Source organism: Rhizobium sp. 862_C5_N1_2, assembly GCF_051811205.1.
In the GTDB taxonomy this organism is placed as follows: domain Bacteria; phylum Pseudomonadota; class Alphaproteobacteria; order Rhizobiales; family Rhizobiaceae; genus Rhizobium; species Rhizobium leguminosarum.
Genome location: NZ_JBPWPT010000002.1, coordinates 275608 through 299715 on the forward strand (window position 1 = coordinate 275608; position 24108 = coordinate 299715).

General features: G+C 58.3%; 19 protein-coding genes and 1 pseudogene. 9 read left to right on the forward strand and 11 right to left on the reverse strand.

Going from position 1 to position 24108, the window contains the following annotated elements; translation table 11 throughout:
- Positions 1-43: 43 nt before the first annotated feature.
- From ACD590_RS25605 to ACD590_RS25620, 4 genes are read left to right on the forward strand one after another with little or no spacing between them, the layout of a single operon-like run.
- Positions 44-1018, forward strand: coding sequence for an ABC transporter permease (locus tag ACD590_RS25605; RefSeq protein ID WP_439003660.1), 975 nt, complete (start codon positions 44-46; stop codon positions 1016-1018).
- 4 nt (positions 1019-1022) lie between these two features.
- Positions 1023-1937 (forward strand): ABC transporter permease, encoded by a 915-nt coding sequence (locus ACD590_RS25610; protein WP_018245510.1) that lies wholly within the window; start codon positions 1023-1025, stop codon positions 1935-1937.
- Complete coding sequence (locus ACD590_RS25615; protein ID WP_439003661.1) at positions 1934-2911, forward strand: ABC transporter ATP-binding protein; 978 nt, start codon at positions 1934-1936, stop codon at positions 2909-2911. The genes ACD590_RS25610 and ACD590_RS25615 overlap by 4 nt, the downstream gene beginning before the upstream one ends.
- Positions 2911-3915 carry an ABC transporter ATP-binding protein gene (locus ACD590_RS25620; protein WP_282681727.1) on the forward strand — a complete coding sequence of 335 codons (1005 nt, stop codon included), beginning with the start codon at positions 2911-2913 and terminating at the stop codon, positions 3913-3915. Before ACD590_RS25615 ends, ACD590_RS25620 begins: the two co-directional genes overlap by 1 nt.
- A 48-nt stretch (positions 3916-3963) precedes the next feature.
- Here the strand turns inward: ACD590_RS25620 and ACD590_RS25625 are convergent, their stop codons facing one another.
- Positions 3964-4389, reverse strand: coding sequence for a CBS domain-containing protein (locus tag ACD590_RS25625; protein WP_017957358.1), 426 nt, complete (start codon positions 4387-4389; stop codon positions 3964-3966).
- Between the two features lie 407 nt (positions 4390-4796).
- Positions 4797-5846, reverse strand: a complete 1050-nt coding sequence (locus ACD590_RS25630) for an AI-2E family transporter (protein ID WP_113543042.1) — start codon at positions 5844-5846, stop codon at positions 4797-4799.
- 135 nt (positions 5847-5981) lie between these two features.
- Here ACD590_RS25630 and ACD590_RS25635 point away from each other — a divergent pair.
- From ACD590_RS25635 to ACD590_RS25645, 3 genes and pseudogenes are all read left to right on the forward strand, one after another.
- Positions 5982-6350 (forward strand): annotated as a pseudogene (locus ACD590_RS25635) (alpha/beta fold hydrolase); the annotation flags it as partial.
- A 337-nt stretch (positions 6351-6687) separates the two neighbouring features.
- Positions 6688-7362 (forward strand): L,D-transpeptidase, encoded by a 675-nt coding sequence (locus tag ACD590_RS25640; RefSeq protein ID WP_439021029.1) that lies wholly within the window; start codon positions 6688-6690, stop codon positions 7360-7362.
- 13 nt (positions 7363-7375) lie between these two features.
- On the forward strand, positions 7376-7912 hold the full coding sequence (locus ACD590_RS25645; RefSeq protein WP_018516895.1) for an OmpA family protein: 537 nt from the start codon (positions 7376-7378) through the stop codon (positions 7910-7912).
- Between the two features lie 89 nt (positions 7913-8001).
- Here ACD590_RS25645 and ACD590_RS25650 read toward each other — a convergent pair whose 3' ends face one another.
- Complete coding sequence (locus tag ACD590_RS25650) at positions 8002-10464, reverse strand: glycoside hydrolase family 3 C-terminal domain-containing protein (protein WP_439003662.1); 2463 nt, start codon at positions 10462-10464, stop codon at positions 8002-8004.
- A gap of 201 nt (positions 10465-10665) precedes the next feature.
- Here ACD590_RS25650 and ACD590_RS25655 point away from each other — a divergent pair, with 201 nt between their 5' ends.
- Positions 10666-11304 (forward strand): TetR/AcrR family transcriptional regulator, encoded by a 639-nt coding sequence (locus tag ACD590_RS25655; protein ID WP_018516897.1) that lies wholly within the window; start codon positions 10666-10668, stop codon positions 11302-11304.
- A gap of 16 nt (positions 11305-11320) precedes the next feature.
- On the opposite strand, the gene ACD590_RS25660 is transcribed toward ACD590_RS25655, so the two are convergent.
- Positions 11321-12199, reverse strand: a complete 879-nt coding sequence (locus tag ACD590_RS25660) for an alpha/beta hydrolase (RefSeq protein ID WP_032990309.1) — start codon at positions 12197-12199, stop codon at positions 11321-11323.
- 200 nt (positions 12200-12399) lie between these two features.
- Between ACD590_RS25660 and ACD590_RS25665 the strand changes: the two genes are divergently transcribed.
- Positions 12400-13341: a LysR family transcriptional regulator gene (locus ACD590_RS25665; RefSeq protein WP_018516899.1), complete on the forward strand. Its 942-nt coding sequence runs from the start codon at positions 12400-12402 to the stop codon at positions 13339-13341.
- A 95-nt stretch (positions 13342-13436) separates the two neighbouring features.
- On the opposite strand, the gene ACD590_RS25670 is transcribed toward ACD590_RS25665, so the two are convergent.
- The 7 genes from ACD590_RS25670 to ACD590_RS25700 all read right to left on the reverse strand — a co-directional run bounded on the left by ACD590_RS25670 (position 13437) and on the right by ACD590_RS25700 (position 23849).
- Complete coding sequence (locus ACD590_RS25670; protein WP_018516900.1) at positions 13437-16463, reverse strand: alpha-mannosidase; 3027 nt, start codon at positions 16461-16463, stop codon at positions 13437-13439.
- 336 nt (positions 16464-16799) lie between these two features.
- Positions 16800-17144, reverse strand: coding sequence for a hypothetical protein (locus ACD590_RS25675; RefSeq protein WP_018516901.1), 345 nt, complete (start codon positions 17142-17144; stop codon positions 16800-16802).
- A 22-nt stretch (positions 17145-17166) separates the two neighbouring features.
- A complete protein-coding gene (locus ACD590_RS25680) occupies positions 17167-17646 on the reverse strand; it encodes a hypothetical protein (RefSeq protein WP_018516902.1) in 480 nt (159 codons plus the stop codon).
- A 15-nt stretch (positions 17647-17661) separates the two neighbouring features.
- Positions 17662-18873 (reverse strand): hypothetical protein, encoded by a 1212-nt coding sequence (locus ACD590_RS25685; protein WP_018516903.1) that lies wholly within the window; start codon positions 18871-18873, stop codon positions 17662-17664.
- Between the two features lie 57 nt (positions 18874-18930).
- Complete coding sequence (locus ACD590_RS25690; protein WP_245275427.1) at positions 18931-19629, reverse strand: TfuA-like protein; 699 nt, start codon at positions 19627-19629, stop codon at positions 18931-18933.
- Between the two features lie 52 nt (positions 19630-19681).
- Positions 19682-20836, reverse strand: coding sequence for a YcaO-like family protein (locus ACD590_RS25695; RefSeq protein ID WP_026242341.1), 1155 nt, complete (start codon positions 20834-20836; stop codon positions 19682-19684).
- Between the two features lie 22 nt (positions 20837-20858).
- The gene (locus ACD590_RS25700) at positions 20859-23849 is read right to left on the reverse strand and encodes an ATP-binding protein (RefSeq protein ID WP_439003663.1); all 2991 of its coding nucleotides are present in this window, start codon (positions 23847-23849) and stop codon (positions 20859-20861) included.
- Positions 23850-24108: the final 259 nt, after the last annotated feature.

A 24108-nucleotide genomic window follows, 5' to 3' on the forward strand; every position in this document is an offset into this window, starting at 1 on the left:
TGCGGTTCTCGAAAAGACGCGCGGCGCTGTAGGGAGAGGTTCAATGGTCACATCCATTATCAGGCGGTTGATACAGGCGCTCTTCGTCATTGTCGCGATGACGATCATTGTCTTCATCGGCGTCAATGTGATCGGCAACCCGGTCGACATCCTCATCAACCCGGACACCAATCAGGCGGAGCGGGCACTCGTCATCGCGCATTACGGTCTGGATCAGCCGCTGTGGAAACAGTATCTGCTGTTTCTCCAAGGACTTCTGCACGGGGATTTCGGCAACAGCTTCGTTTATGGGCGGCCGGCGCTGGGTCTGATCCTCGAACGTCTCCCAGCGACGCTCGAACTGGCGATCACGGCTCTCGGCATCGCGCTGCTGTTCGGCTTGCCGCTTGGGCTGTATGCAGGGCTCTACCCCAATCGGATTTCCTCCAAGCTCATCATGAGCGGCTCGATTCTGGGCTTCTCGCTTCCGACCTTCTGGGTCGGTCTCATGCTGATCATGGTGTTTTCCGTCGAGCTCGGCTGGTTGCCGACGAATGGCCGCGGCCCGACGCAGGAGCTGCTCGGCGCACAATGGTCGTTTCTGACCGCAGACGGCATCCGGCACCTTTTATTGCCGGCCTTCAACCTGGCTCTGTTCAAGACGTCGCTCATTCTTCGGCTGACCCGTGCCGGCGTGCAGGAGGTCCTTCCCCAGGACTATGTGAAGTTTGCCCGCGCCAAGGGATTGCGAGAGCGGCGGATCATTTCCGTGCACGTTCTCAAGAACCTGATGATCCCGGTGGTGACGATTATCGGTCTCGAGTTCGGGTCACTCATCGCCTTTTCGGTCGTCACCGAAAGCATCTTTGCGTGGCCGGGCATGGGCAAGCTCATCATCGACTCGATCAACCTTCTCGATCGCCCCGTCATCGTCGCCTACCTGATGATGATGGTGCTGCTCTTCGTCGTCCTCAACTTCATCATCGACATCTGTTATACCCTTCTGGATCCGCGGGTCCGGCTGGAAGGAAAGGCTTGACCCCATGGCCGAACCACACACGCAAGACACAAGCGCTCCAACGCCCGAACCCAGTCGTCTGTCGAAAGGGATCGCGGATTTCTTCAGCTCTCCGGCAGCTGCGATCGCCTTCCTCACGCTGGTGATCATCTGTTGCCTGGCGTTGTTTGCGCCATGGATCTCTCCGCAAAATCCCTATGATTTGATGCAGCTCGATATCATGGATGGACGACTGCCGCCGGGGTCTGAATCCATGACCGGGCTCGTCTATCACCTCGGTACCGACAGCCAGGGCCGCGATATCCTGTCCGGCATCCTCTATGGCCTGCGCACCTCTTTGCTGGTGGGCGTTCTGTCGGCTTTCGCTGCTGCCATCATCGGAACCTCAGCCGGACTGTTCGCCGCTTACATGGGAGGACGCACGGAAACCGCGATGATGCGGCTCGTCGACCTGCAGCTGTCGTTTCCCACAATATTGATGGCGCTCATGATGCTCGCCGTGCTCGGCAAGGGTGTGCCCAATGTCGTGATCGCACTGATCATCGCCGAGTGGGCGACCTATGCTCGCACGGTCCGCGGCACCGCTCTGGTCGAGCGCGAGAAGGAATATATCGAGGCGGCCCGGATGCTGCGCCTGCCCGGATGGCGCATCCTCTTCAGGCACCTGCTGCCGAACTGTCTTGCGCCGGTCATTGTCATCGCCACCATGCAGATCGCGAGGGCAATCGGCCTCGAAGCAACCTTGTCTTTCCTCGGTCTCGGTGCATCCGTGACCGAACCCTCGCTCGGCATGCTGATCTCGACGGGCTACCAGTATCTTCTGACAGGCCTCTACTGGATCAGCTTCTTTCCCGGCATTGCCCTTCTGGTCACGATCGCGGCGATCAATCTCGTCGGTGACCGGCTGCGCGATGTGCTCAACCCGAGGAACATGTCATGACCCCTTTGCTGCAAGTGAGCAATCTTGTCACCGAATTCGGCGGCGGCAGGGGACGCCCCAACCTTTGCGCCGTCAATGATGTGTCGTTCACGGTTGAACGCGGCAAGGTCCTTGGTCTCGTGGGAGAATCCGGATCCGGAAAGTCGGTGACCGGCTTCTCGATCATGCGGCTCCTCGATAAACCCGGCCGGGTTGCCGGCGGCCGGATCATCTTCGACGGCGCCGACATCGCGAAATATTCGGACGAAGAGATGCGGCAGCTGCGCGGCAAGCGGATCGCCATGGTATTCCAGGATCCGACGATGACGCTCAACCCGGTCCTGACGGTCGGGACGCAGATGGTGGAAGCCGTTCAGGCACACGAGCGAGTCCCGAAGGATACCGCCCGGCAGCGGGCGCGTGATGCTTTGGCGCTGGTTGGAATACCAAGCCCTGAAGAAAGGCTTGCCGCCTATCCGCATCAGTTTTCCGGCGGAATGCGCCAGCGTGTGGCGATTGCCATCGCGCTTCTTCACAAGCCGGACCTTATCATCGCCGATGAACCGACAACGGCGCTTGATGTGACGATCCAGAGCCAGATCATTTCCGAATTCCAGAAACTCACCGAAGAGGGAAATACGGCGGTGATCTGGATCACGCACGATCTGGCGATCGTTTCAAGATTGGCCGACGAGATCGCCGTCATGTATGCCGGCCGCCTCGTCGAGACCGGACCGGTGGGCAAGGTTCTGACTGATCCTCACCATCCCTACACTGCCGGTCTGATCGCGTCGGTGCCTTCGCAAAACAGACGCGGAGAGCCCCTTCACCAGATCCGCGGCATGACACCGGCCATCAACCGCCTCCCACAGGGATGTAGTTTTCGTACGCGTTGTGATCGGGCAACCGACGGCTGCCTGGTCATGCCAGAGCTCATGCCGGAAGGCGATCGCTCCTTCCGCTGCATTCATCCCGTAACGAAAGAATTAGCATGATGACCGCGACCGCCGCGCCCCTGATCGAAGTGAGGAACGTGTCGCAGCGCTTCGGAGCCAAGCCCGATTTGGCCGCCAAGATCGCGCTCAAGCTCAAGCTGGCCAAACCCGCGCCTGTCGTTCACGCGCTTGACAACGTCAGCCTCAGCATTCGGGCCGGAGAGGTTGTCGGCCTTGTCGGCGAAAGCGGCTGCGGGAAGTCGACGCTCGGCCGCGCCATTGCAGGGATCACCTCGCCGAGCCAGGGCCACATTCTCTGGAAGGGGATGGATCGAAGCGCCATGTCGAAAGGCGAGCAGCATCAGTTTGGTCTCGCCAGCCAGATGATTTTCCAGAACCCGATGGCGGCTCTCAATCCGCGCATGACCGTCGAGGAGCTTATCTGGGAGGCGCCTCGAACGCATGGGCTTGCCCGCTCGGCGGAGCGCGACGCCTATGTCGACAGATATTTGATGCTGGCCGGTTTCGACCCGGCCATGAAAAAGCGATACCCGCACCAGTTTTCCGGTGGCCAGCGGCAGCGCGTCAATATTGCGCGCGCGCTCGCCGTGCAGCCGAAATTCCTCGTCTGTGACGAAAGCGTCGCGGCGCTCGACGTTTCTATCCAGGCTCAGGTCATCAACCTGTTCATGGAACTTCGTGACAAGCTTGACCTGACCTACTTGTTCGTCAGTCATGATCTCGGCGTTGTGGAACATATTTCCGACCGCGTTGCGATCATGTATCTCGGCCGCATCGTCGAAGAGGCGCCCGTCGAGGAGGTTTTCAGGCGGCCCAATCATCCGTACACGAAAGCGCTCTTGGCCGAGGTGCCGCGCATCGAACCCGGCAAGCGACAGTTCAAACCCGTCGATGGCGAACTCCCCAGCCCGATAAACCCGCCGAAAGGCTGTCACTTTCATCCGAGATGCCCGTTCGCGATGGACCGCTGTCATATGGAAGTGCCGGTGAAAAGGGAAATTGCACCGGGGCATTTGTCGGCTTGCCATCTCAATGATGAATGATCTCAAACGACAGGATCCTGATTGCTTCAGGCCTAAAATCATCCTCCTCTAATGTGCATGAGCTCCGCCCGGTCGGGAAACTTTTTTCAACCCGGCTCCCGCTGCAGCGGTGTCCGCCAGGGACGCATCGCCGAGCGAGATGACGCCGGTAAGGCGTTTGTCACGATTGACGACGGGAAGGCGGCGGACCTGGACCTGCCCCATATTGCGGGTCACGTCGTCGACATCTTCGTCTTCGAAACAATATTTGACATCGCGTGACATGACTTCGCGCACCTTTGCATCGCCCCCGAGTCCATCGGCAAGCCCACGCACGACGAGATCGCGATCCGTGATCGTTCCGACGAGCCGGTCGTTGTCGCCGACCGGCAGGAAGCCGATCTGCCTGTCGGCCATGCATCTCGCGATTTCGGCTATCGTCTGATTAGGGTTGGCGATTTCTACATCGCGAGACATGATCTCTGACACTTTCATGGTCTTTCCTCCTGCCTTTTACGGTTAGTGGACGTCGAATGTTCCGGTGAGAGTCGCTTCCGAAACGACGTGGTTGCGGCTCCTGCCACCCTCTCGATGGGGACTGAGTGTCGCTATCCGGATCCGGCCAGAGCGCCTGGACTTCTGCCGGCAGTCCGTGGCGCACTTTCCGCACCTCGCCCGGGCGTCGATGAAAGCTCGTCGTTCACCGCAGACTAGCTGCCGATCAGGTCCCTGCTCGGCCATCAGATCGTCGTGCCGCATATTTGTAGTTTGCAGCGTCTTATCGAAGACGGCGACACCCGGAGCGCTCATGGCTCCACCCCCATGATGATGGTTCGAATCTATGAAACCGGTCAGGGAGACGAAAGTTCCGGAAGCCATCGGTAAATGCTCCGGTCGCATCGTCAGGAATCCGACGTGCCCTCCTCCTCCACGAATATCCCCCAAGCGGCGATGAAGAGAGCGGCGATCAGCGGCCCGATCACGAAACCATTGATGCCTAGTAGAGAAATGCCGCCAATGGTGGAAATGAGGACAACATAGTCGGGAAGCTTGGTCTCTCTGCCGACCAGGGACGGCCGCAGCAGATTATCGACAAGACCGATGACGAGGGCGCCTACCGCAACCAGCACAATCGCCTTCACCCAAAAGCCGGCCAGAGCCAGGTAAATGGCCGTGGGGACCCAGATCAATGCGGCGCCGACCGCAGGCAGCAGCGACAGGAAACTCATCAGCACGCCCCACAGAAGGGCTGGCTCGACGCCAAGGGCCCAGAAGGCGATTCCGCCGATCGAACCCTGGATGATGGCGATGATAATATTGCCTCGCACGGTCGCGTGAACGACCGAAGTGAATTTGGAGGTGAAGCGAAGTGTATGGGCATCGCTGAGAGGCAGCGCTCTTCTGATGGCGCGGGCAAGGGCGCGCCCATCCCGGAACATGAAGAATAGGAGATAGAGCATCACGCCGAAGGTGACGAAGAACCGCACGGTGTTCTGACCGAGGCTCAAGGCGCGTCCGGCAAAAAAACCGCCGCCCTGCATCAATGCCGAGTAAACGCGGTCCTGAAACGTATCGACGCCGTTCAGCTCGATGCTCCGGAGCCAGTCGCGGAGGAACAAGGGCAATGCTTCCTGCAGATTATGAATAAAGCTCCGGACGTCGATCTCGCCGGTGTCCATACGTTGGTAGAGATGGTTGCCCTGCTGGACGAGTGAACTGAGGACGATCAGCCCGGGAATGATAACGACGCAGAGGCAGATCAACACAGACAGCGCTGCAGCGAGGTTTCCCCGCCCACCCAGCCGCGCCTCGATACGGGCGTGAAGCGGGAAGAAGATGATAGCGAGGACGACTGCCCAGAATATCGCCGAATAGAACGGTAGCACGACGGCGACGAACGCAATAGTCACGAGGACCAGAAGCACATAGAAACTGACACGCTGAAGGAGCATTCGATCTTTCCGCTTCGAGACCGCGATGATGGTAGCACAGATAAGGCGGCAGCGCTGAGCCGCCCGTCCATCCTACTCTAGCGGCTCAATGCCGTAGGCGCCGTCCCGACGGGAACTTCTTCTTCCGATTTAGTTATGCGCCTCATGTTAGTGAAGTCTGTCCAGCCGACGTTCGGAATAACAATTCACGTCGCAGATCAGGACGTTCACATCCTTGGCGGTGGCAACTCACATGGCATTCCAGTCGTCCTCCTGCATGGCTGCGGCAGTCTTGCGCAGGAAATTTTGCTTCCCTTCGACAACAGCGATATCCGGATCATTGCTCCCGACCGGCCCGGCTATGGACTGAGCACGCCGGCTGCACCGGCTGAGCGTGGACCTGAGGGACAGCCCTTCTGGCTTGAACGCCTTCTCACGTCTCTTGACCTGTCGGAGGTGAGGATCGTTGCGCACTCGATCGGCAGCGCAGCGGCGTTACACCTTGCTGCAAGAAGACCAGAAGTGTCGGGCATTTGCCCCATCATGTGGTCCCAGGCGTTGCGCGAGAGATGCTTTGTGATCTTGTGGAGGCATTCGCACAAGAAAAGGAACTGCCGCGTGTGAAGAGCATCGGCTCGCAGGCGGTTGCGGAAAGAGTACATGCCGATTTCAAAGGTGATGAATGCCCGGCCCTTTAACTCGAAGCGCCGCGGCATTCCAGAGTAACAATGGGGCAATACCAGACACAGGAGGCCCGTGAACCGATCTCCGCCTTTAGGGAGGATATGATTTTTCTGTTGTGGCAAATGAAAAATCTGATTTACTGACACTTCGCTGCTTGGCTTTAAGGGGGATATTGCCGATGCCGTGGACACGCAGAAATATTGTGCTTGGTGGATTGGCGTTACTTGGCGCCGGTGCGGTCCAGAAACCGGCATTCGCCGCCGCATCTTCCAATTTTGCCGGCACCGCCGTCGGCAATGGCGTGACGTTCCAAAAGACCAACTTCGCCAAGATCGACAAGAAGTGGCACCGCCAGGTTGTCAAATATTTCAGCAGCGAGCCGATCGGCACCGTCGTCGTCGATACAAGGCACCATTTTCTCTACGTGATCATGGAGAACAAGACGGCCATCCGCTATGGCGTCGGCGTCGGCCGCGAGGGCTTCAAATGGTTTGGCCGCGCCACGATCGACGCTAAATCGCTTTGGCCGCGCTGGACGCCGCCGCCGGAGATGCGCAAGCGCCATCCTGAACTGCCCGAATTCGTGGCCGGAGGTTCACCGAAAAATCCACTTGGTCCCCGCGCCATGTATCTGCATCGCGACGGCGTCGACACCGGTTATCGCTTCCACGGCACGCTTGAGCCGTGGAGCATCGGCAAGGATGCCTCCAGCGGCTGTATCCGCATGTTCAACGAAGACGCCATCGATCTTTACCAGCGTTGCCCCATCGGCACCGCGGTGCAGGTTCTGCCGCACATTGCCGACCAGGCTGAACGTGCCGCGCAGGTCAGCCAAATAACTCCGGTCGAATGAGGAATATCCGCTGATGTTTGCTCCGACCGGATACATGAGGCAGCTTATGGCCGCGGCCATGCTCCTGGCGCTTACCGCCTGCACCACAACCAAGGTCGCGTCTCTGGAAGAACCCGCTGCGGCGCCGATGACCGGCCAGACCAACGATCCGGCGCCCGGTTTCGAAACCGTCGCGGCTGGCAGTGAAGAGGATTTCATCCTCAATGTCGGCCGAAGGATCTACTTCAAGCAGGACTCCGCCACGCTCGATTCCGTCGCCATGGCAACATTGGACAACCAGGCCATCTGGCTAAACAAGAACCCGACTTGGCTGCTCAAGCTGCAGGGATTTGCCGACGATTCCGGTTCCGCATCCCAAATGGAGACGCTGTCGCAGAAGCGCGCCGATGCGGCGATGGCCTATCTCGTCTCGAAGGGCGTGGACGCCAGTCGCATGTGGGCCAAGGGCTACGGCAACGACCGCGAAGTGCGCGACTGCACGGAGCGCTCCTGCAAGGTGCAGAACCGGCGCGTCGTCACCAATCTCCGCTCTCAGCCCGACGCGGCCTGATCCAGCTCGAACCAACGCTTGGTGCAGACGCGCCAAGCGCGATCGGCCGGGCTCAGCTCGAATACGATATGGATCTCGCCAGCCTGCCTTTAATTCGAAGATGGCAGTACATATTCGAGTGGTGACGGCAGATCGATGATGAACCTGATATCCGCGGCATTCGCAGCCACCACCAGTTGGTAGTCGCCTGCTTCTGCGCGGAAAGCGCCGGCCCCGACGTCGTAATAGGCGAGGTCGCGCGGCAGGATCCTCATTTCGGCCGTTCCTGTCTCACCGGGCAGCAGCGAAAGCTTTGCGAAGGCGCGCAGTTCCTTGTCCGGCCGTTCTACCTTTGACCTCGGCGAACGCACATAAAGCTGGACAAGTTCCGATCCGGCCCGATCGCCGATATTGGTCAGATCGACGCTGACGGTCACGCCTTCGGCACCCATTTCGCTGGCTGAAAGCCGCGGTTCGCTCCAGTTGAAGCGCGTATAGCCAAGGCCGAAACCGAAAGGGAAGAGCGGTTCGACAGCACGCGTATCGTGATGACGATAGCCGACGAAGACGCCTTCGGCATAGCGCACATGCCCATCCTTACCCGGATAGACGGCCGGATCACCTGTGATGGCGGAATTGTCGGCAAGCGCCCTCGGGAATGTCTGCGGCAGACGTCCGCCGGGCTCGACATCGCCGAACAGGACATCCGCGACGGCATTGCCCAGCTCCTGCCCGGGGTACCAGATCTGCAGCACGGCGCGAACCTTGCTGAGCCACGGCATTTCCACTGGACCGCCGGTCTGCAGCACGACCACGGTGTTGGCGTTGACGGCCGCAACCCGCTCGATCAGCTCTTCCTGCCGCCCCGGAAGCCGCATGTCGGGCAGGTCCAAGCCCTCGGTATCCCATTCGCCGTCGCGGCCGACGAAGAGAAGCGCCACATCGGCATTCAGCGCCGTCTCGACGGCACCCACGATATCGGCCTCGCCCAAGGGCTTTTCGACGCCGAACCGAATGGCCGTGAGGTTGATCCCCTCTCCGTTCGCCACCGGCGGGTCATATTCGACGGTGACGGCATGGGCTTTGCCCGCATCGAGCGCTACCGTGCCGCGCTGTTCGTCATTGGCCGTGCCGAAATAGTTTTCGCCGCGTGCCCAGCCGTCATGGCCGTCAACCGTCAGGCTGCCATCGACGAAGAGCCGCGCCAGTCCGGCATTGGTCATGCCGAAGACATGATCGCCGCTCTCCTCCGGCACGAATTGCATCGTCATCCGTGCCGAGAAATCGGTGGGGTCGAGCTCGGCCGCCGGCAGTTCGAACCAAAAGAACTCACCCTTGTCGACGGTCTCGACATGAAGCGGAGTGCCCCGGCAGCCGCGTCCCTTGAAATATTCGACGGTGATCTTTCCCTTGGCCACCTCGATCAGACGGTTATGGCGGCAGCCGACGGCGTGGCTGACGCTATTGGCATTGGAAAGGGCGGCTCGAATCCCTTCGAGCGGACTGACCACGCAATGCGCCGCGATCTGCGCGCTGCCACCGCCCATGACGCGCGCGCTCGCGGCGTTGGGTCCGATGACGGCGATCCGGTCGAGCGACGTCTTGGCAAGCGGCAGTATGCCGTCGTTCTTCAAAAGGACTGCGCCCTCTGCGCCGAGACGCCGGATCAGCGCCCGGTCTTCCGGCAGGTCGACCGCCTGCTCCGTAAGGTCGGGCTTCTTCTCGAACGCGCCGACCCGCTCGAGTAGAAGCAGGATCCGCTGCGCCGCCGCCCGCACGGTGGCGGCTTCGACCCTGCCCTCGCGCACGGCCGCAACCAGCTTCTCGCCGCGATCGCGCGCCGGGCCGGGCATCTCGAGATCAAGCCCGGCATTGATCGTCTCGGCCGTCGAATGCGAACCGAACCAGTCGGACATGACGATACCGTCGAATCCCCATTCCTGGCGCAGCACCTTGGTCAGCAGCCACTCATGCTCGCTGGTATAGGTGCCGTTGAGGCGGTTATAGGAGGACATGACGGCCATCACGCCGGCGCGTTTGACAGCCTGTTCGAAGGGCGGAAAGTAGATTTCGCGCAGCGTCCGCTCGTCGATATCGGAAGACATGGTCTGCCGCTCTATCTCGGATTCATTGCCGGCGAAGTGCTTGATCGTCGCTGCGATCCCCTGGCTCTGCACGCCTTTGATATAGGCGACGGCGAGTTCCGCGGTCAGCATCGGATCCTCGGAATAACATTCGAAATTTCGCCCGTTGAGGCCGGAACGATGGATGTTCACCGTAGGCGCGAGCAGTACGGCGGCACCCTTGCTCTTCGCCTGGTGGGCAAGCGCCACACCCATGCGCTCGACCAGATCGGGATTCCAGGTGGCGCCGAGCGCGATGGCAGTGGGAAAACAGGTCGCCTTGACGCCGCCGACCAGCGAACCGGCGCCGCGGGCGCCATTCGGTCCGTCCGTCACCTTGATCTTCGGCACATCAAGACGCTCGACGGGAACCGTCGTCCAGAAATCGGCGCCGGACAACAGGGAGACCTGCTCCTCGAGCGTCATCTTGTCGAGAATGGAATCGATCATGCAAACCTCCCCTTCAATGGAATTCGGTTGCCGTGAAGTATTGCCGGAGCAAGCGCGGTGCTAACCCATCGGCGGCAAACGCGCACTTCTCAGCAGGTAAGGTAGTTCTTAAACCTACCGATTACTCGGTATTTTTAAGATGTCAACTGGCGAAGCCTGATGTATGGATAAAGAGCGCCGGAGAAACCGACGGGAGAGGCGATGGCAGAGTTTTCCGAATCGAATACCGGACAGGACGAAAAGCGACGACGCAGATCCCGCAAGGGCGAAGCGCGCCGCGCGGAGATCCTGACGGCTGCGATGCGGCGCTTCGCCGAAGACGGCTACCAGAATGCCGCCATCGCGGATGTTGCCCGCGACGTCGGCCTGTCGCTGCCCGGCCTGCTGCACCATTTCCCGACCAAGGTCGATCTCCTGCTCGCCATTCTGGATAAGCGCGATCGCGAAAGCGAAAGCTTCATCGGGCCCCATCGTTCCGATCTCCGCGGCCTGCTCAAGGGCATGGTCGAGGTCTTCCGCCGCAACGCCGATATGGTCGAGGTCATCAGGGCCTTCGCCATCCTGAATGCCGAGAGCCTGATGAAGGATCACCCGGCCAAAGGATGGTTTCTCGATCGCGCCACCCAACTGCAGAATGACATCGCCGCGACCTTCGAAGAGGCCGTCGCCGATGGCTCGATCGACGGCAAGATTGACGGCAGGGCAATGGCGGCCGAACTGATCGCGGTGATGGACGGCCTTCAGATGCTCTGGCTGCGCGATCCCACCCGCTTCGACATGGTCGGCGGGTTGGAAGCCTATATCAGCCGGCTGTTGGCGAGCCTTGGTCCGCAAGGCTGAGCCTTGGCTTACGGCTCTACTCGCGGGCGGTCCAGGATGATGCCTTATCGGAAACCGGCCTCCCATCAAAGCGCGCTAACCAGACCATAATGCGGCTTACAGCTTCGTGATACCTCTGCCCGACAAGCAGACCGGTATGTGTCGTGCCCCAGAGACCTAGATACTCGCTGCCGATGTGACGCGCTGTCGCCCGGCCGCGATGTTCATCGGATTCGTCGTTGATGGCGCAGATGACGAGGCTGGGACAGGCGATCATCTCGCCTTTGATGGAAATCCCCTCGGACCCGAAATGAAAGGAAAATGCGCTGAATGCCTTCGCAGATTCCATGGACAGGTACTTCCGCTGGAATTCGATATCCTCGAATGTTTCATCCACACTGATCTGCTCGTCGCGTGCTGGAGCAGGCACGACGAGGCCGGGCATTCGCAACGCGAGATCGCGATAGGGGGCCTCCGCATGCACTTCCCTGCAAATGCTGGAATCGATCAAGACCAGCCCGGCTATCTGCACACTTTCCGCCAGTTTCTGGCTCAGGATTCCGCCCATGCTGAATCCGATCACGATGGGAGGAGTTCCACATTCTTCGACGATTTCGGAGATCACCAGCCGGATGTCTTCCAGGTAATCTTCAAACAGGATTTTTGTGAAATCCACCGACCTGCTTTTGTAGTGGCCTCGCAGATTGACGCAATAAGACTTCCATCCAGCCGACATGAAATGAGGAATGTATTTGCTCCACATCCAACTCCCGGTAAAGGCGCCATGGACGAAGAGCAAAGGCGGCCGAACGGACTGCCTCGAAGCGCGGTACGCATGAAATATTTCCAGAAATAGGTCATTCTCTCCGACGTATTTTTCCGTGTGTTCGGGTCGTTCTTTTGCATAGTCCCGCATGCGTTCACTCCTTTGATATTGCCAGACGCCGTCCGAATAGGCGGCAATCGAGATCACCCGACCGCTGCGGCTGCAGGCGAAGGATTAGGCCTCGAAAAGCGCCTAGCATCGTGAGACAGAGGATATTTCCTACGCAATATTGATCAATGGTGGCCTGTGGACGTACATAAAGGACAAGATATCTCTAATCGGGTGTTATTGTGGACAGTCTCGCAAGCGTTGTCGCCTTCGTCCACGCCGTCGAACAGCAGAGCTACGTCGCAGCCGCCAGGGTTGGCGGAGTTTCGCCGTCTGCGATCGGAAAGGCAGTGGCGCGTCTCGAAAGCCGGCTGGGCGTGCGGCTCTTCAATCGGACAACGCGCAGTATCAGCCTGACTGAGGAAGGAGCGGTCCTCTACGAGCGCTACAAACGCATCATCGACGACATGGATGACGCAGAGGCCACAATCTCACGAAGCCGGGAACGTCCAAGGGGACGCCTTCGCGTCAGCGTACCGCATATCGTCGGGCATCACCTTCTCATGCCGCTTCTGCCCATTTTTGCCGAGCAATTTCCGGAGATCGAACTGGACATCGATTTCGAAGACAAGGTCACAGACCTGGTCGCAGAGGGCCTGGATGTCGTCGTTCGGAGTGGTGAGCTTGCCGATGCTCGATTGATCGCCCGCCATCTTGGCGACCAGCATTTCGTCGTTTGCGGAAGTCCCGATTATTTCAAGCGCCATGGGCAACCGCAGACGCCTGATGACCTCTCCCAACATGCTTGCATTCACTTCAAATACCCATCCAGCGGCCGGCTCGCGCCGTGGGCATTCCGCTCACCATACGATCGGCTAATTTTGCCAAGAAGCCTTACATTCAACAATACGGACGCAGGGCTGCGGGCAGCACGGGACGCTTTGGGGCTCGCGCATCTGCCTGTCTACGTCGCAGAACCCCATATGCGAACCGGAAGTTTGGTCCCCGTCCTGACCTCCTTCATGGTGCCGTACGGCTCGCTCTCGCTCGTCTGGGCGTCCAATCGTCAGCTTTCACCAAAAGTCCGCGCTTTCGTGGATTTTGTAGTTGCGAACTTTGCCGCCCGACCCGACGCTTTTCGACCGCTGGATGCGGCTGGCGGCTCATCCAATTCTGGGGGATAGCGGCCGCTTTCAGAAGCGCCCGCCAGTTCTTCAAATCATGGCGCGACATGCTTGCCATAGGCCATTTGATTCCCGGCACGTATGGCGGTTAGGCGTCAGGCATATTTCAGCTTCCAGGTCCGGATTTCGAACGGCATGATGTCGGCAGGTCCCTTCCGCTCCATCGGCTCTTCGAGAATGTTCAGCGGTTGCGATGCTGCCCATCCGGAAGGTAGACCGAGGGAGAGGTTGCCGCGCCGGCCAGCTGGTTCGTAAAGGCGCAGGATGAGACCATCGCCTTCTTCCGCCGGCTTCAGGCCTGAGAACGCGACAGGGATGCCGTTGACCACAAGCGGCGCGAAGGTGCCGGTGGAGAGGCCGCTGGCCTCAGCAGCGACGAGCGGTTGATTGAGATCGATCGCCTCGTCGAGGACGCCGCCTTCATGCCAGGTGCCTTCATGCGGCATCAGCGCATAGGTAAAGCTCTGCTCGCCTTCATCGGCCAGCGGATCCGGATAGATCGGACCGCGCACGAGGCTCATGCCGATCACATTGCCGCGGGCGCTATGACCGTATTTGGCATTGTTGAGCAGTGCGACCCCGAAGCCCGGCTCGGTGATATCGACGAAGCGGTGCGCGACGGCCTCGAACATCGCCTGTTCCCAGGACGTATTCGTGTGCGTTGCCCGCTCGACGATGCCGAAGGCGCATTCGAACGTTGCCTTCCGGGCCAATGCGGCGACCGGGTTCAGCGTGCGCAGAAGGGTGCGGCGGTCATGCCAGTCGATCGTCGTTTCGATGTCGAGGCGCCTGGCGTTGGCCGTCAGCACATAGGTCTGCGTGACGCTCGAATTCCGGTAGCGGTAGACGACGCGGATCGCCGCTCGGTGCGGCCCTTCTTCAACGAGCGTGATGCTTTCCGGGGCATCGAGGCGGACGGCCTTTTCGGCATAATCCGCATCGATGTCCCAGGCGTCCCAGTTGCGCGGCTTGTCGCCCGGATAGACCCAGAGCTGATTTGCCGAGCCGTCGACCGCTTCCCGGCCCGTGGCCTTATGGATGAGGCTCACGACCGCCCCGTCCTTGCCGATGGCGACCGAGAGGTGCTCGTTTTCGAGATGGCCGGGGCCGGCCTTCAGCCCACTCGCGGGCTTGAGCGTGCCCTTGTCGAAGACCGCGACGGACAGGGGGGCGACGACATCGGCGGCCGAGACGACCGTGCCGTCGGAGAGCGTTGCGCTGAGCGGTCTGGCCGCAAGAGACGGATTGACGACGACGAGGGCATCGCCAACCCCGCCCTTCGGCAGCTTGGCCGACAGCGCCTGCAATGCCCTCGCCTGCTCGATCTTGGCACGGTCGATGACGCCGCCCAGTTCCTGCTCCGCATCCTGATAGACTTCACGGATGCTCGAGCCCGGCAGAATGTCATGAAATTCGTTCTTCAGCACGACGCGCCAATCGGCTTCGAGGCTCTGGGGCTTGTCTGCTCCAAGCATGTGCCCAAGCGAAGCGATGGCTTCGGCGGTGATCAGCGCACGTTCGGCCTGGCGGTGCTTGCGCTTGACGCCGCTTTGCGACGTCAGCGTGGCGCGGTGCAGTTCGAGATAGATTTCGCCATCCCACACCGGAAGGCTCTTTTCCCCCGCGGTGCGGTGCGCCTGCTCGTAATAGCTTTTGACGGTGCCCCAGCGTGCCTGCGGGATCGCCGGGAAATCGCGCAACTGCACTTCGCGCTCCACCATCTCGGGCGTGACGCCGCCGCCGCCGTCGCCATAACCGACGGCCAGAAGCGAGGTATCGTGCTGCGTCTTGCCGCGGAAATTCTTCCACGTCGGCACGTAGCAATCGGGTTGCACGAAGCCGTTATAACCCTGCATCGGATTGTCGAACGTATGGGTCAGCACCTGGCTGCCGTCGAGGCCCTTCCACCAGAAGAGATCGGAGGGAATATGATTGGTCTCGCTCCAGTTGACCTTGATGGTGAAGAAACTGTCGATACCGCCCTGTCTCAGGATCTGCGGCAGCGCGCCTGAAAAGCCGAAGCAATCCGGCAGCCAGCAGACCGTATGGCGCGTGCCGAAGGTCTTCTCGAAATAGCGCTGGCCATAGAGAACCTGACGGGCGAGACTTTCGCCGGTCGGCATGTTCGTGTCGGGCTCGACCCACATGCCGCCGACGGTTTCCCACTTTCCTTCCGCGACCTTGTTCTTGATGCGCTCGAGAAGGTCCGGGTCTTCCTCTTCCATCTGCGCGTAATAATGGGCGGTCGATTGATTGAAGCGGAAATCGTCGGAGCGCTCCATCAGCGAGAGCGCCGTATTGAAGGTGCGCCGCATTTTCCGACGCGTCTCGCGATAGGGCCAAAGCCAGGCAAGATCGATATGCGCATGGCCCGTCAGCAGCAGTTCTCCGTTCGGCGGAAAGCGCTTCTGCAGCTCCTTCAGCCGCGCCGTCAGAGCCTCGAAGGCCGCGGCTGCCGAAGCGCTTTGCTCTTCCGTGAGGCCTGCCGGATTAGCTTCAAGCTCCGGCAGTTCCCAGATTTTCTGCTGCATGACGGCGCCGGATGTGCGGGAGATATAAGCCGCCGTATCCGACGGCCAATCGAGACTGCGCAGCGCATGCTCGGCGGCATCCATCAGATGCGGAACGACTTCATGTTCACCCAGCGCATCGATTGCCTCGGCAACCTGCTTCAACAGAAGGTGCAGGCGGTGAGCCGGGCCATCGAGCCAGATAAAGCGGGACTTGTTGAGCCGCGGAGCGCGATTGGGTTCGCCGAATGGAAAGCGGGCGACGGTTTCCGTTGCGATCGAAAAGCGGCGACCCCTCAGCGGGAATTCCTGATGATAGGGATCGAGGCCGAATGTTTCGGTCTCACCGCCGGGGTAGCTCAGCGTAATCAGGCTCTCGCCGCCGAGATCGAGCTGCAGGCGAATGTCTGCGAGAGGCCACGCCTCCGGCGCTTCAGCGGTCGCGGCAAAATGCACCACCCCCTGGCGGTGCGGCCAATCCTGCTGAAGCGCGATCGGCTCGCCCTCGAAAGTCCAGCCGTCGATCACAGCACTTTGTCGATCCCGCCAATGAGCCAACTCGGCAATGCGAACTTTGAGACGATCGAGGCGCTGGGCAATGGTCAGAGGCATGGCTTATCCTGTTGAAAATCGACGGCTGACAATTTTGTCGTCATGCTTTGGGGCCGGGGTCATGGTTTGGGGGAGATGAAGATGGCGCGACCGACATCGCGATTGCCCGGCCCCTCCTCCAAGCGGGCTTGCAGAGTCTTAGATTAAGTAACTTTGATTTGGCGTCAAGCCCGGAAGAAGTGAACCGCGCCTGCGAATAGATCAAGCCGATCAACTCGCCCTTTCTAGGACCCTTGTAGTGCGGCAAACGTGGCCACGGAGCTTAGGTCACATGGAATTCAGAACTCGTGATGCGACGCTTTACGAGAGCCTATCCCCAGGGGTCATTTATACGTCTCATTTCAACTGACCGGCCAATTGCGGGAGCTCTTTTTCTAAGAGGTTCATTGACTTATCGAAATCCTCTTGGGCGACCGCCGCTCTGAGGCGCGGAAAATAAACGCTGTTTGAGATCCCATCGATCACGACGAAATCGTAGGGTATCATATAGGACTCTACGACTCGGGCCGACGAAAGCTCCAACTTTCCTTCGCCGCCGACCGTTGTAATGGTGCGGGCTATCATTGAACCCTTCGTGGCACTTGGTTCGGGCGATAGTTTATTCTCCTCATCGTAGGCGTCCTTGAGAACGATCTGGTTTGCGAAATCCTGAGTAAACTTAATGTTTACGACGCGCGGCATGGCTTTGCTCCTGACTAATTGACTAGTCGCGTGTTAGACGGCTGTCACGATGTGCCATACTCTGAGTGATGGCATATGAATTCGGAGATCTCTTACCGGGTAACTGAGAGTCTAAAATGAGTGACTGTGCGTCACCGAGTTTGGTCGATATCTCAAGAATCTTCGAGGATGCAGTAATGCGCCACATTTGGTAGCCGGTGCCGAATCCGCATCCCACGGCTTCCCTCGCAGTTGAGTCCGTTACCAGAAATACTCGCGCTGAATCCATACGATAGCAGTGACTGTCGAAAGAGTATCCGTACGCAAGCACGACCGATGCGGTAATGCCGACTGTGCTGACAATTTTTAGTTCAAGGTCAGTGGCGATCCCGAGACCAACATCGAAATGCGCACTGGTTTCATTCCCTTTATCGTCGCGAGGATTTATTTCGACACCGTACAAGATAATCTCATTAGCTATATAACGTTTTTTAGAAGGTGCTGGGACATACTCGTCTGTCATTTCCAAGTCTCCCTGTTAATCGATTATTCTACGCCACCTCATGCAGTCCTCGATTTGTTGGATGAAGCTTTGGCCGCGACCGCTGTAACTGGCTTCAACAAATGTAAGCGCTGCTGATTCAAACGTGACTGTGTCAGGCTCCAGCAGGTGCCATGAATGCGTGAGGCCCTCACCAATGATATCCCGCGCCTCCTGCAGTGCAGCTTTGTAGGCAAAGTGCTTCAATTCGTATGACGCGCTCGATCGCTTTAGGCCTTCATAAAGTAAGGCTGGCTCCAGTTGCTGACGAAGGTTGCTGAAGCGCCGAGGATCGAGATCCGAGAGGCCACGTTCAAAAAGCAGCGTTTGGTAAACCTCGATCAGACTGTCGAAAAGCCCCGCAGCAAAAGGTTTTGATCGATCATGAGCCTCATCGCTAACGTCACCCATTCGCAACGAATTGTTGAACGACCGGATCTGCCTTTCGTCGCTCAGTTCGGCAAATCGATCTAGCTCGTTATGGATCAACAAGTTCCCACCGGTGCGCCGAAGAATTCGATCGAGGGCAGTGTCGAACTGCAGCAAGCCAAGGAGAGATATAAAATCGGCTATCGCCTCATGATACGCGAAGAAGTCACAGCCTCGTCCGTCCCCTTCGAGGATTCCGAGTTCGCTTAGGAGAACAAGATGGCCCATCTCATGAGCGATGGAGTCGAAATTTAACCCGAAGCAAGATGTCTGTCGGTTTGGAGCGCTCTCGCCGAGTTCAAGAAATCCGAAACCCGACTGCGCATTGTCCCAGCCCACGATATGAGGCACGATTTCAAGGCGCTGCAAATCCGGCTCGAAGAACCAGTTTATGCTTCGCCCGATGTATCCTTCGCAGACGTCAAGAACTCTCCGCGCACAAGCGTAACTATGTGCCGAGAGAAACCCCGGGGACCCGGGCGTGATGTGGTCAAAGTGACCGTCCGGACCCGGCTCTACAGGTGGTCGCAAAAGGCCGCGATAAGGCGGCAGGAACGGAAGAGCGTACGGACGCTTCGGCTCGACCGGCTCCACCACGTACATGCGATGATCGGAAGGTCCAGCGAGAATTGGTCCTGCTGAAGCGCCAATCCACACAACTTCGGGCTTTTCATATCCTGGTATAAAAGGCGCTTGTGGGAAGACAAGGAAGCGGGTTCCGAGAGCCGCTTGTGTAGCGACGCCACGCCCAGAGCCCTGCGGATGTATGATGGCATCCAATGCTCGCCCCCCATCGCTCAATTACCTAGACTTAAGCGATGGGCAACTATACCAGTACTAGGATGCGCACGGCAAGATATGATCGAAGAGATTGTAGTAATCCATATCGAGGGCGAAAGCTTCCGTAATTTGAAAATTGCTTTGGATTTCAGGCTGAGATCGGTGTGTGCCGAGGGAGATTAATTGCAGAAGGCTCTCTGCGTCGCTCTTCTTCTGTTTCACGACGCCGGACCGAAGCCACGTGGAGAGTGATCCAAGTTTACTGTACTTCGTGTCCTTTCGGGTCGCCGCCGCCAAGATCTTGCTGAAGCTTCTATCTCGGAAATGTATTGACCGGGCCGATGTTTCCAGCAGCCTGCGAAGCTGCTCAGAAATGATGCCGTTCCGTTCTGCGCTCTTTAGCGTCAACCTAATATCAATGAGGGCTTCGCCCAAGGCTTGGGACCCTAATTCAGGAGGAGCCATTGGCACGGTGACGTCAGCATCGTCGGCAAGTGGGTTGCGACGGTAGTACCGATAGATCAGTCCGTGACCGACCATTCCTTGAGGAGCGAGTTCGGCAGCCCTTAGGGCGCCGATGCTTGAAGCTCCGTACATGCGGACGCCCCGAGACATTGCCCAGATAATTTCCTTATGACGAATAGCAGGAGCCTGTCCGAACACACCGTCAATCAGTGCGATGGCAGATGGTGCGTACTTGGCAACAGCACGAACGACATCTCCACTCCCAACTGGAGGAAGAAAGATGGCGTCCAAGTGGTTCCGACCTTCGGCAGCGCTAAGTGTGGGCCCGGAGAATACGACCACATCATTGCGCATAGTAGATCTCTGGGTTCGTTTCCAAGGGTGGTGCGACAACTCGAACGACGTGGAGTGGCACCTCATCGTCGGTATATAGCATAACAAGTGCTACTGCTCTCGCGCCTGCGAGCTGCATTGCCTTCAGAACATGCTGAAACGTGCGGTCGTGATTGACGGGAGGTTCTTGCCAGGTGATAAGTCGACCTCCTGATGCGAGCCGTTTACGCCAAGCGGTCAACTCTGTAGCATCTGCGTTCCCATATAGTTCTGTCCTAATATCCTCTCGGGCTGCTGATATGACACCGAGCCGCGATTGGCATGCTTCCAACAACGCCTTGGTGAGTGCGCGGTCGTGGCTAAGGTCGCACCCAAAGCCTTCGCCAGGCAAAGGCGCGAAAGAAGCTCTATCGGACCCCTCCATTATTTGGCACCAGTACACAGGTAGTTCGTGAGGCGCGGGGATCTGCCAGATACCAACTGTAAAACCAACTGCGTTGAGCTTCTCGAGGATCTCGCCCGCGCTGCCTGAAGTAACTGACCTGCTCGCGACCTGATATCGGTCAAAGAAATGAGGGGTTCTCATAGCTTTGCAGCGAGCGTGCCGCTCCAGAATTTCAAGGCAAGCATGTATGGTAGCTTGGCGGACGCTGGTGCCGGCGGCAAGGCCGGTCGTATCTCTAGGCATCCATCGCGGGTGAGGCGAGGGGAACGTATACGTGGTGTCAACCAGCGCCAATGGAACTGACAATCGGTTTCCACTAAGAAGATCAACTCCCGCGATCCACGAAAGCGGCTCGATACTGTCTCCGGCGTCGAGGTACGACCAGAGCATGTTTTTGTTCAGCTCGGAAAAGGGTGCAGTGGTCACGATGTCGGAACTAATGCGCTCCGATGCCCAACCCTCCAGCGACTCCATCAGGGCGGAAATCGCTGCTAGCGGAAAGGTTAGCCCTTTGCCTTGATTGACCGACACCGACAAAGATTCGGGTCGCACTACCTGGACAACGGGTATCCTGATCCAATCCAACTCTGTCACCGAACCTAGTCGGGTTATTCCATACTGGTGCTTGCGGGCGAGAATGCGCTGAACCGTCTGCCATGGATCGTGAAACTCCAAAGGCCCACCATCTAGGACGCTTTCAAGGACTGATACGTGTTGCAAGATCCCCTCAGATTTTCTTGGACTATGGTTTGATCATCCTATCCATATCAGTCTTAGCCCGTCCAAGAAGCCAAGCCGCACCCTGTCCTTCGGCTATCCGGATTGCGTTTGCCAAGTCCTTTTTGATCGACGACGGTCGTTCGCTTAGGACACGCCTCAGCTTCGCGCTGTGCCTGTACAACTCGGGGAGCCAAAACAGTTGGCCGCTACTACGACCGACATCGACAGCATTTTGCAAGGTTTGCAGCGCTTCATCATTTCGGCCAAGCCGGTGGAGCACTTGGGCATGCATGTCGCTGTGCATGGAGAGATTGTCATCAGTGCCCAGTTGTTGCTGGAGTTGAAGGGCGTCTCCGAACCGCTTTCCGCCAATTCCGTCGGAAGATGTCATCAATTCCGCCCATCCGCAGTACATGTTGGCCCGTGCTTGACTTGCTGCCAGGCCGTGTTCTTCAGCCAGCGACAACATCTCCTCCCCTAAGGCGTGGACGTCATCGTACCTGCCTTGGCATCGACGAAGTACGATCGCGTAATAAAGCCCATGAACCATACTCCCAACGTGTTCAGTCGAGTCAGCCCAATCCAAGCACTCTTGAATTGCTGCTTCGCTGGCGTCAACTTCATTGAGAAGCAGGTAAGAGAGAGCACTTTCGCCCAATCCACATACCTTGGCGTCGTGTCCGCCGAAAAAGGCTCGATTTCGGACGGCTCGGTAAGAATCGTATAGCTCAAGGCCCTTCGCGACGCAGTCGAGACAGAAGTTGTGTTCACCTGCGTGAAAGCTGGTCGCCCACCCGCAGTGATACGACTGAAGCTTTGTTTCCTCGTCCTCGACAGATTGCATGTCTTCGACAAGGATCCGTGCCCGAGATTGTTGAGTCTGAATCTTTGGCGCTGTGAACCACCACCCCCAATACAACGGGAAATGCCTCTCCCGAACGGCAGAAGGTTGTTTTCGCAGGAGCTGCGTCGCTCGCGAATAGATCCGTCGCGCAACTTCGGAGCCTTCTCCTTCGAGCGCAGTTGCAACTACGCCCTGGAGCTTCAGCAGGTTCAACGTGAGGTCAGTGCGATCGGCTTCCCGCGAAGATATGCTACTCATCACTTCGGCGCAGAGTGTGAGGGAAACGTTGGCCTCATGCATTGCGGACCGAAGGACGCTTGCTTCAGCCGCTGCCAATGCGAACCTCGCGGCGGCAACGTGTAGGCCAGCTTCGGCGCACTGCCAGGCAGCTATTGCTGCAGGCAAGCTGGGGGTTCGCTCCTGAATCAGTAAGTCTGCAATCCGCCGGTGTATTCGCCGTCGATCGCTCTTCAGAAGACTTCCGTACGCAGCTTCCTGCATTAGAACATGGCGAAACTGATAGGTGCGGGGAGCCGTAGGCAAGGGTTCGATAATGCCTTGTGAAAGCAGTCTCTCGATGTGGACATCAACAGCTTGACGGCTTGTTTCCTCAAGAAGATACGTGAGCAGCGGGATGCTGAATTCACGACCTATTACGCTAGCAAATTGGGCAACCTTTCGAGCGGGGCCGGTTGACGCCAGTCTTGCGGACAGCAGATCGTTTAGCGAGGTGACGCCACCATCGAGTAGCAGCCCTTTCCATTCCGACGAAACTTTCCCAAGTGGGTGTCGCCCCCGGAAGAAATCGGTCAATTCCTCAGCATAGAGGGGCATCCCATCGCATTGGCCTAGAATGAAATCAGACAAACCTGGAGGGGGACGTTCACCCCAGATGGATTCCACCAGATCCCGAATTGCAGTCGGAGCCAAGCCCGTGAGTTCTATTTCGGTTGTGGCCGCCAATGACCTCCGTATTCGGGAAGTTTGTAATATCAGCACCGGGAGCTCGTGAGCCAACGAACCAAGGCGATCCATCAACTCGACCGTCATCCCATCGGCCCAATGAACGTCCTCAAATACGAGGAGCGTAGGGGTAACAACACTGGCATTGCACGTCAACAGATGAGCGGCGGCTTCGATCACCTCCTGTCGAAATGCCCGACCGGAAAGATCCGTCGTACGGATCTGGCCGGGGTTGCTTGATTTTTGCTCGGCTGTGAACGAAAGGATCGTTGCGGCGGAAGCCTCACTTAGCTCTCTGCCGGTTGTTCGGAGAGCCTTTAAAAAAGCTATCGCGTTTCCATCCCTCAGAATGGATGTTCCCACGACGGCCTCAAGAAAGGCAACGAACGGGTGCAATGGTTGGCTTTCCAAGCGTCTGTTGCACTGAAACACCACACTATCATGCTGGGTCTTCGCCAATCGATTTGCGAATTCCCGCATCAGTTTCGACTTGCCTATACCCGCTTCACCGACTAGCGCTATTGCGCTTCCGTTACCCCCGCAGGCCGCTTCCCAAGCTTTCGAGAGTGCCGTCAACTCCTTTTCCCGGCCCCTAATGGGCCTGTTGAGGTCTTGAGGCAGCGCCCCTCCAGGTGGCTTCTCCAATCGGCCTTGGGGTCGCCAAAGACCAATCGGTTCGTCAAAACCTTTGAGTTTGGCTTCTCTCGACAAGCTGTATTGAAATTTACTGCGCGTCAGTTGGAAAGTGGACTCGGCGACGAGCGCCGAATTCGGATCGGCCTCTGCCTGCAGGCGGGCGGCCAGAATTGGCGCCGTTCCTATAATTTCATTGCCTTCAGAGGAAAACACGACGAGGCTCGTCGCAACACCGATGCGCAACTTGAATACCAGTCGGGACTTCGCTTTGGATTTGGCGGCAAGCTCGATCAGTTCCAGCGATGACTGAACTGCGCTTTCTGCAGCATCTTCGGCTTGTTCGGGATATCCAAAAAAGCAGCAGCCACCGTCTCCAAGGCGCTGATGAAGAAAGCCGCCATGCTTTTTTATGATGGCCTCAGCGTTTTGATGCAGGGCGGTAACAGAACGGAAGAACTGTTCCGGCTCGCTCTTCAATAGAAGCTCTGTCGATCCAACTATATCATAGAACAGGGCAGTGACTTGCCGTCGCTCGCCTGAAAACCGAAATCGTGCGTCGCGGGTCTTCATGATGGATCGCCCAGCATCAGAGAAGCCATGCAAGGACAGCCGATTTGTGGCTTTTATGCAAGCTTTAAGTGGATCTACTCAATTATCAATTGAGCGGGCGCAGCGCCCGGAATGGCGGATACATATGGCGACAGGTGCGGGAACGGTCATCGATGCAGCTTCTACATTCTCGATGGCTGGTCACATCAAGAGACACTTGACGCGCGTATTCAACATCCAAACGTCATCAGGGTCCGCAGGCGCGATGCGCTGGGTCAAG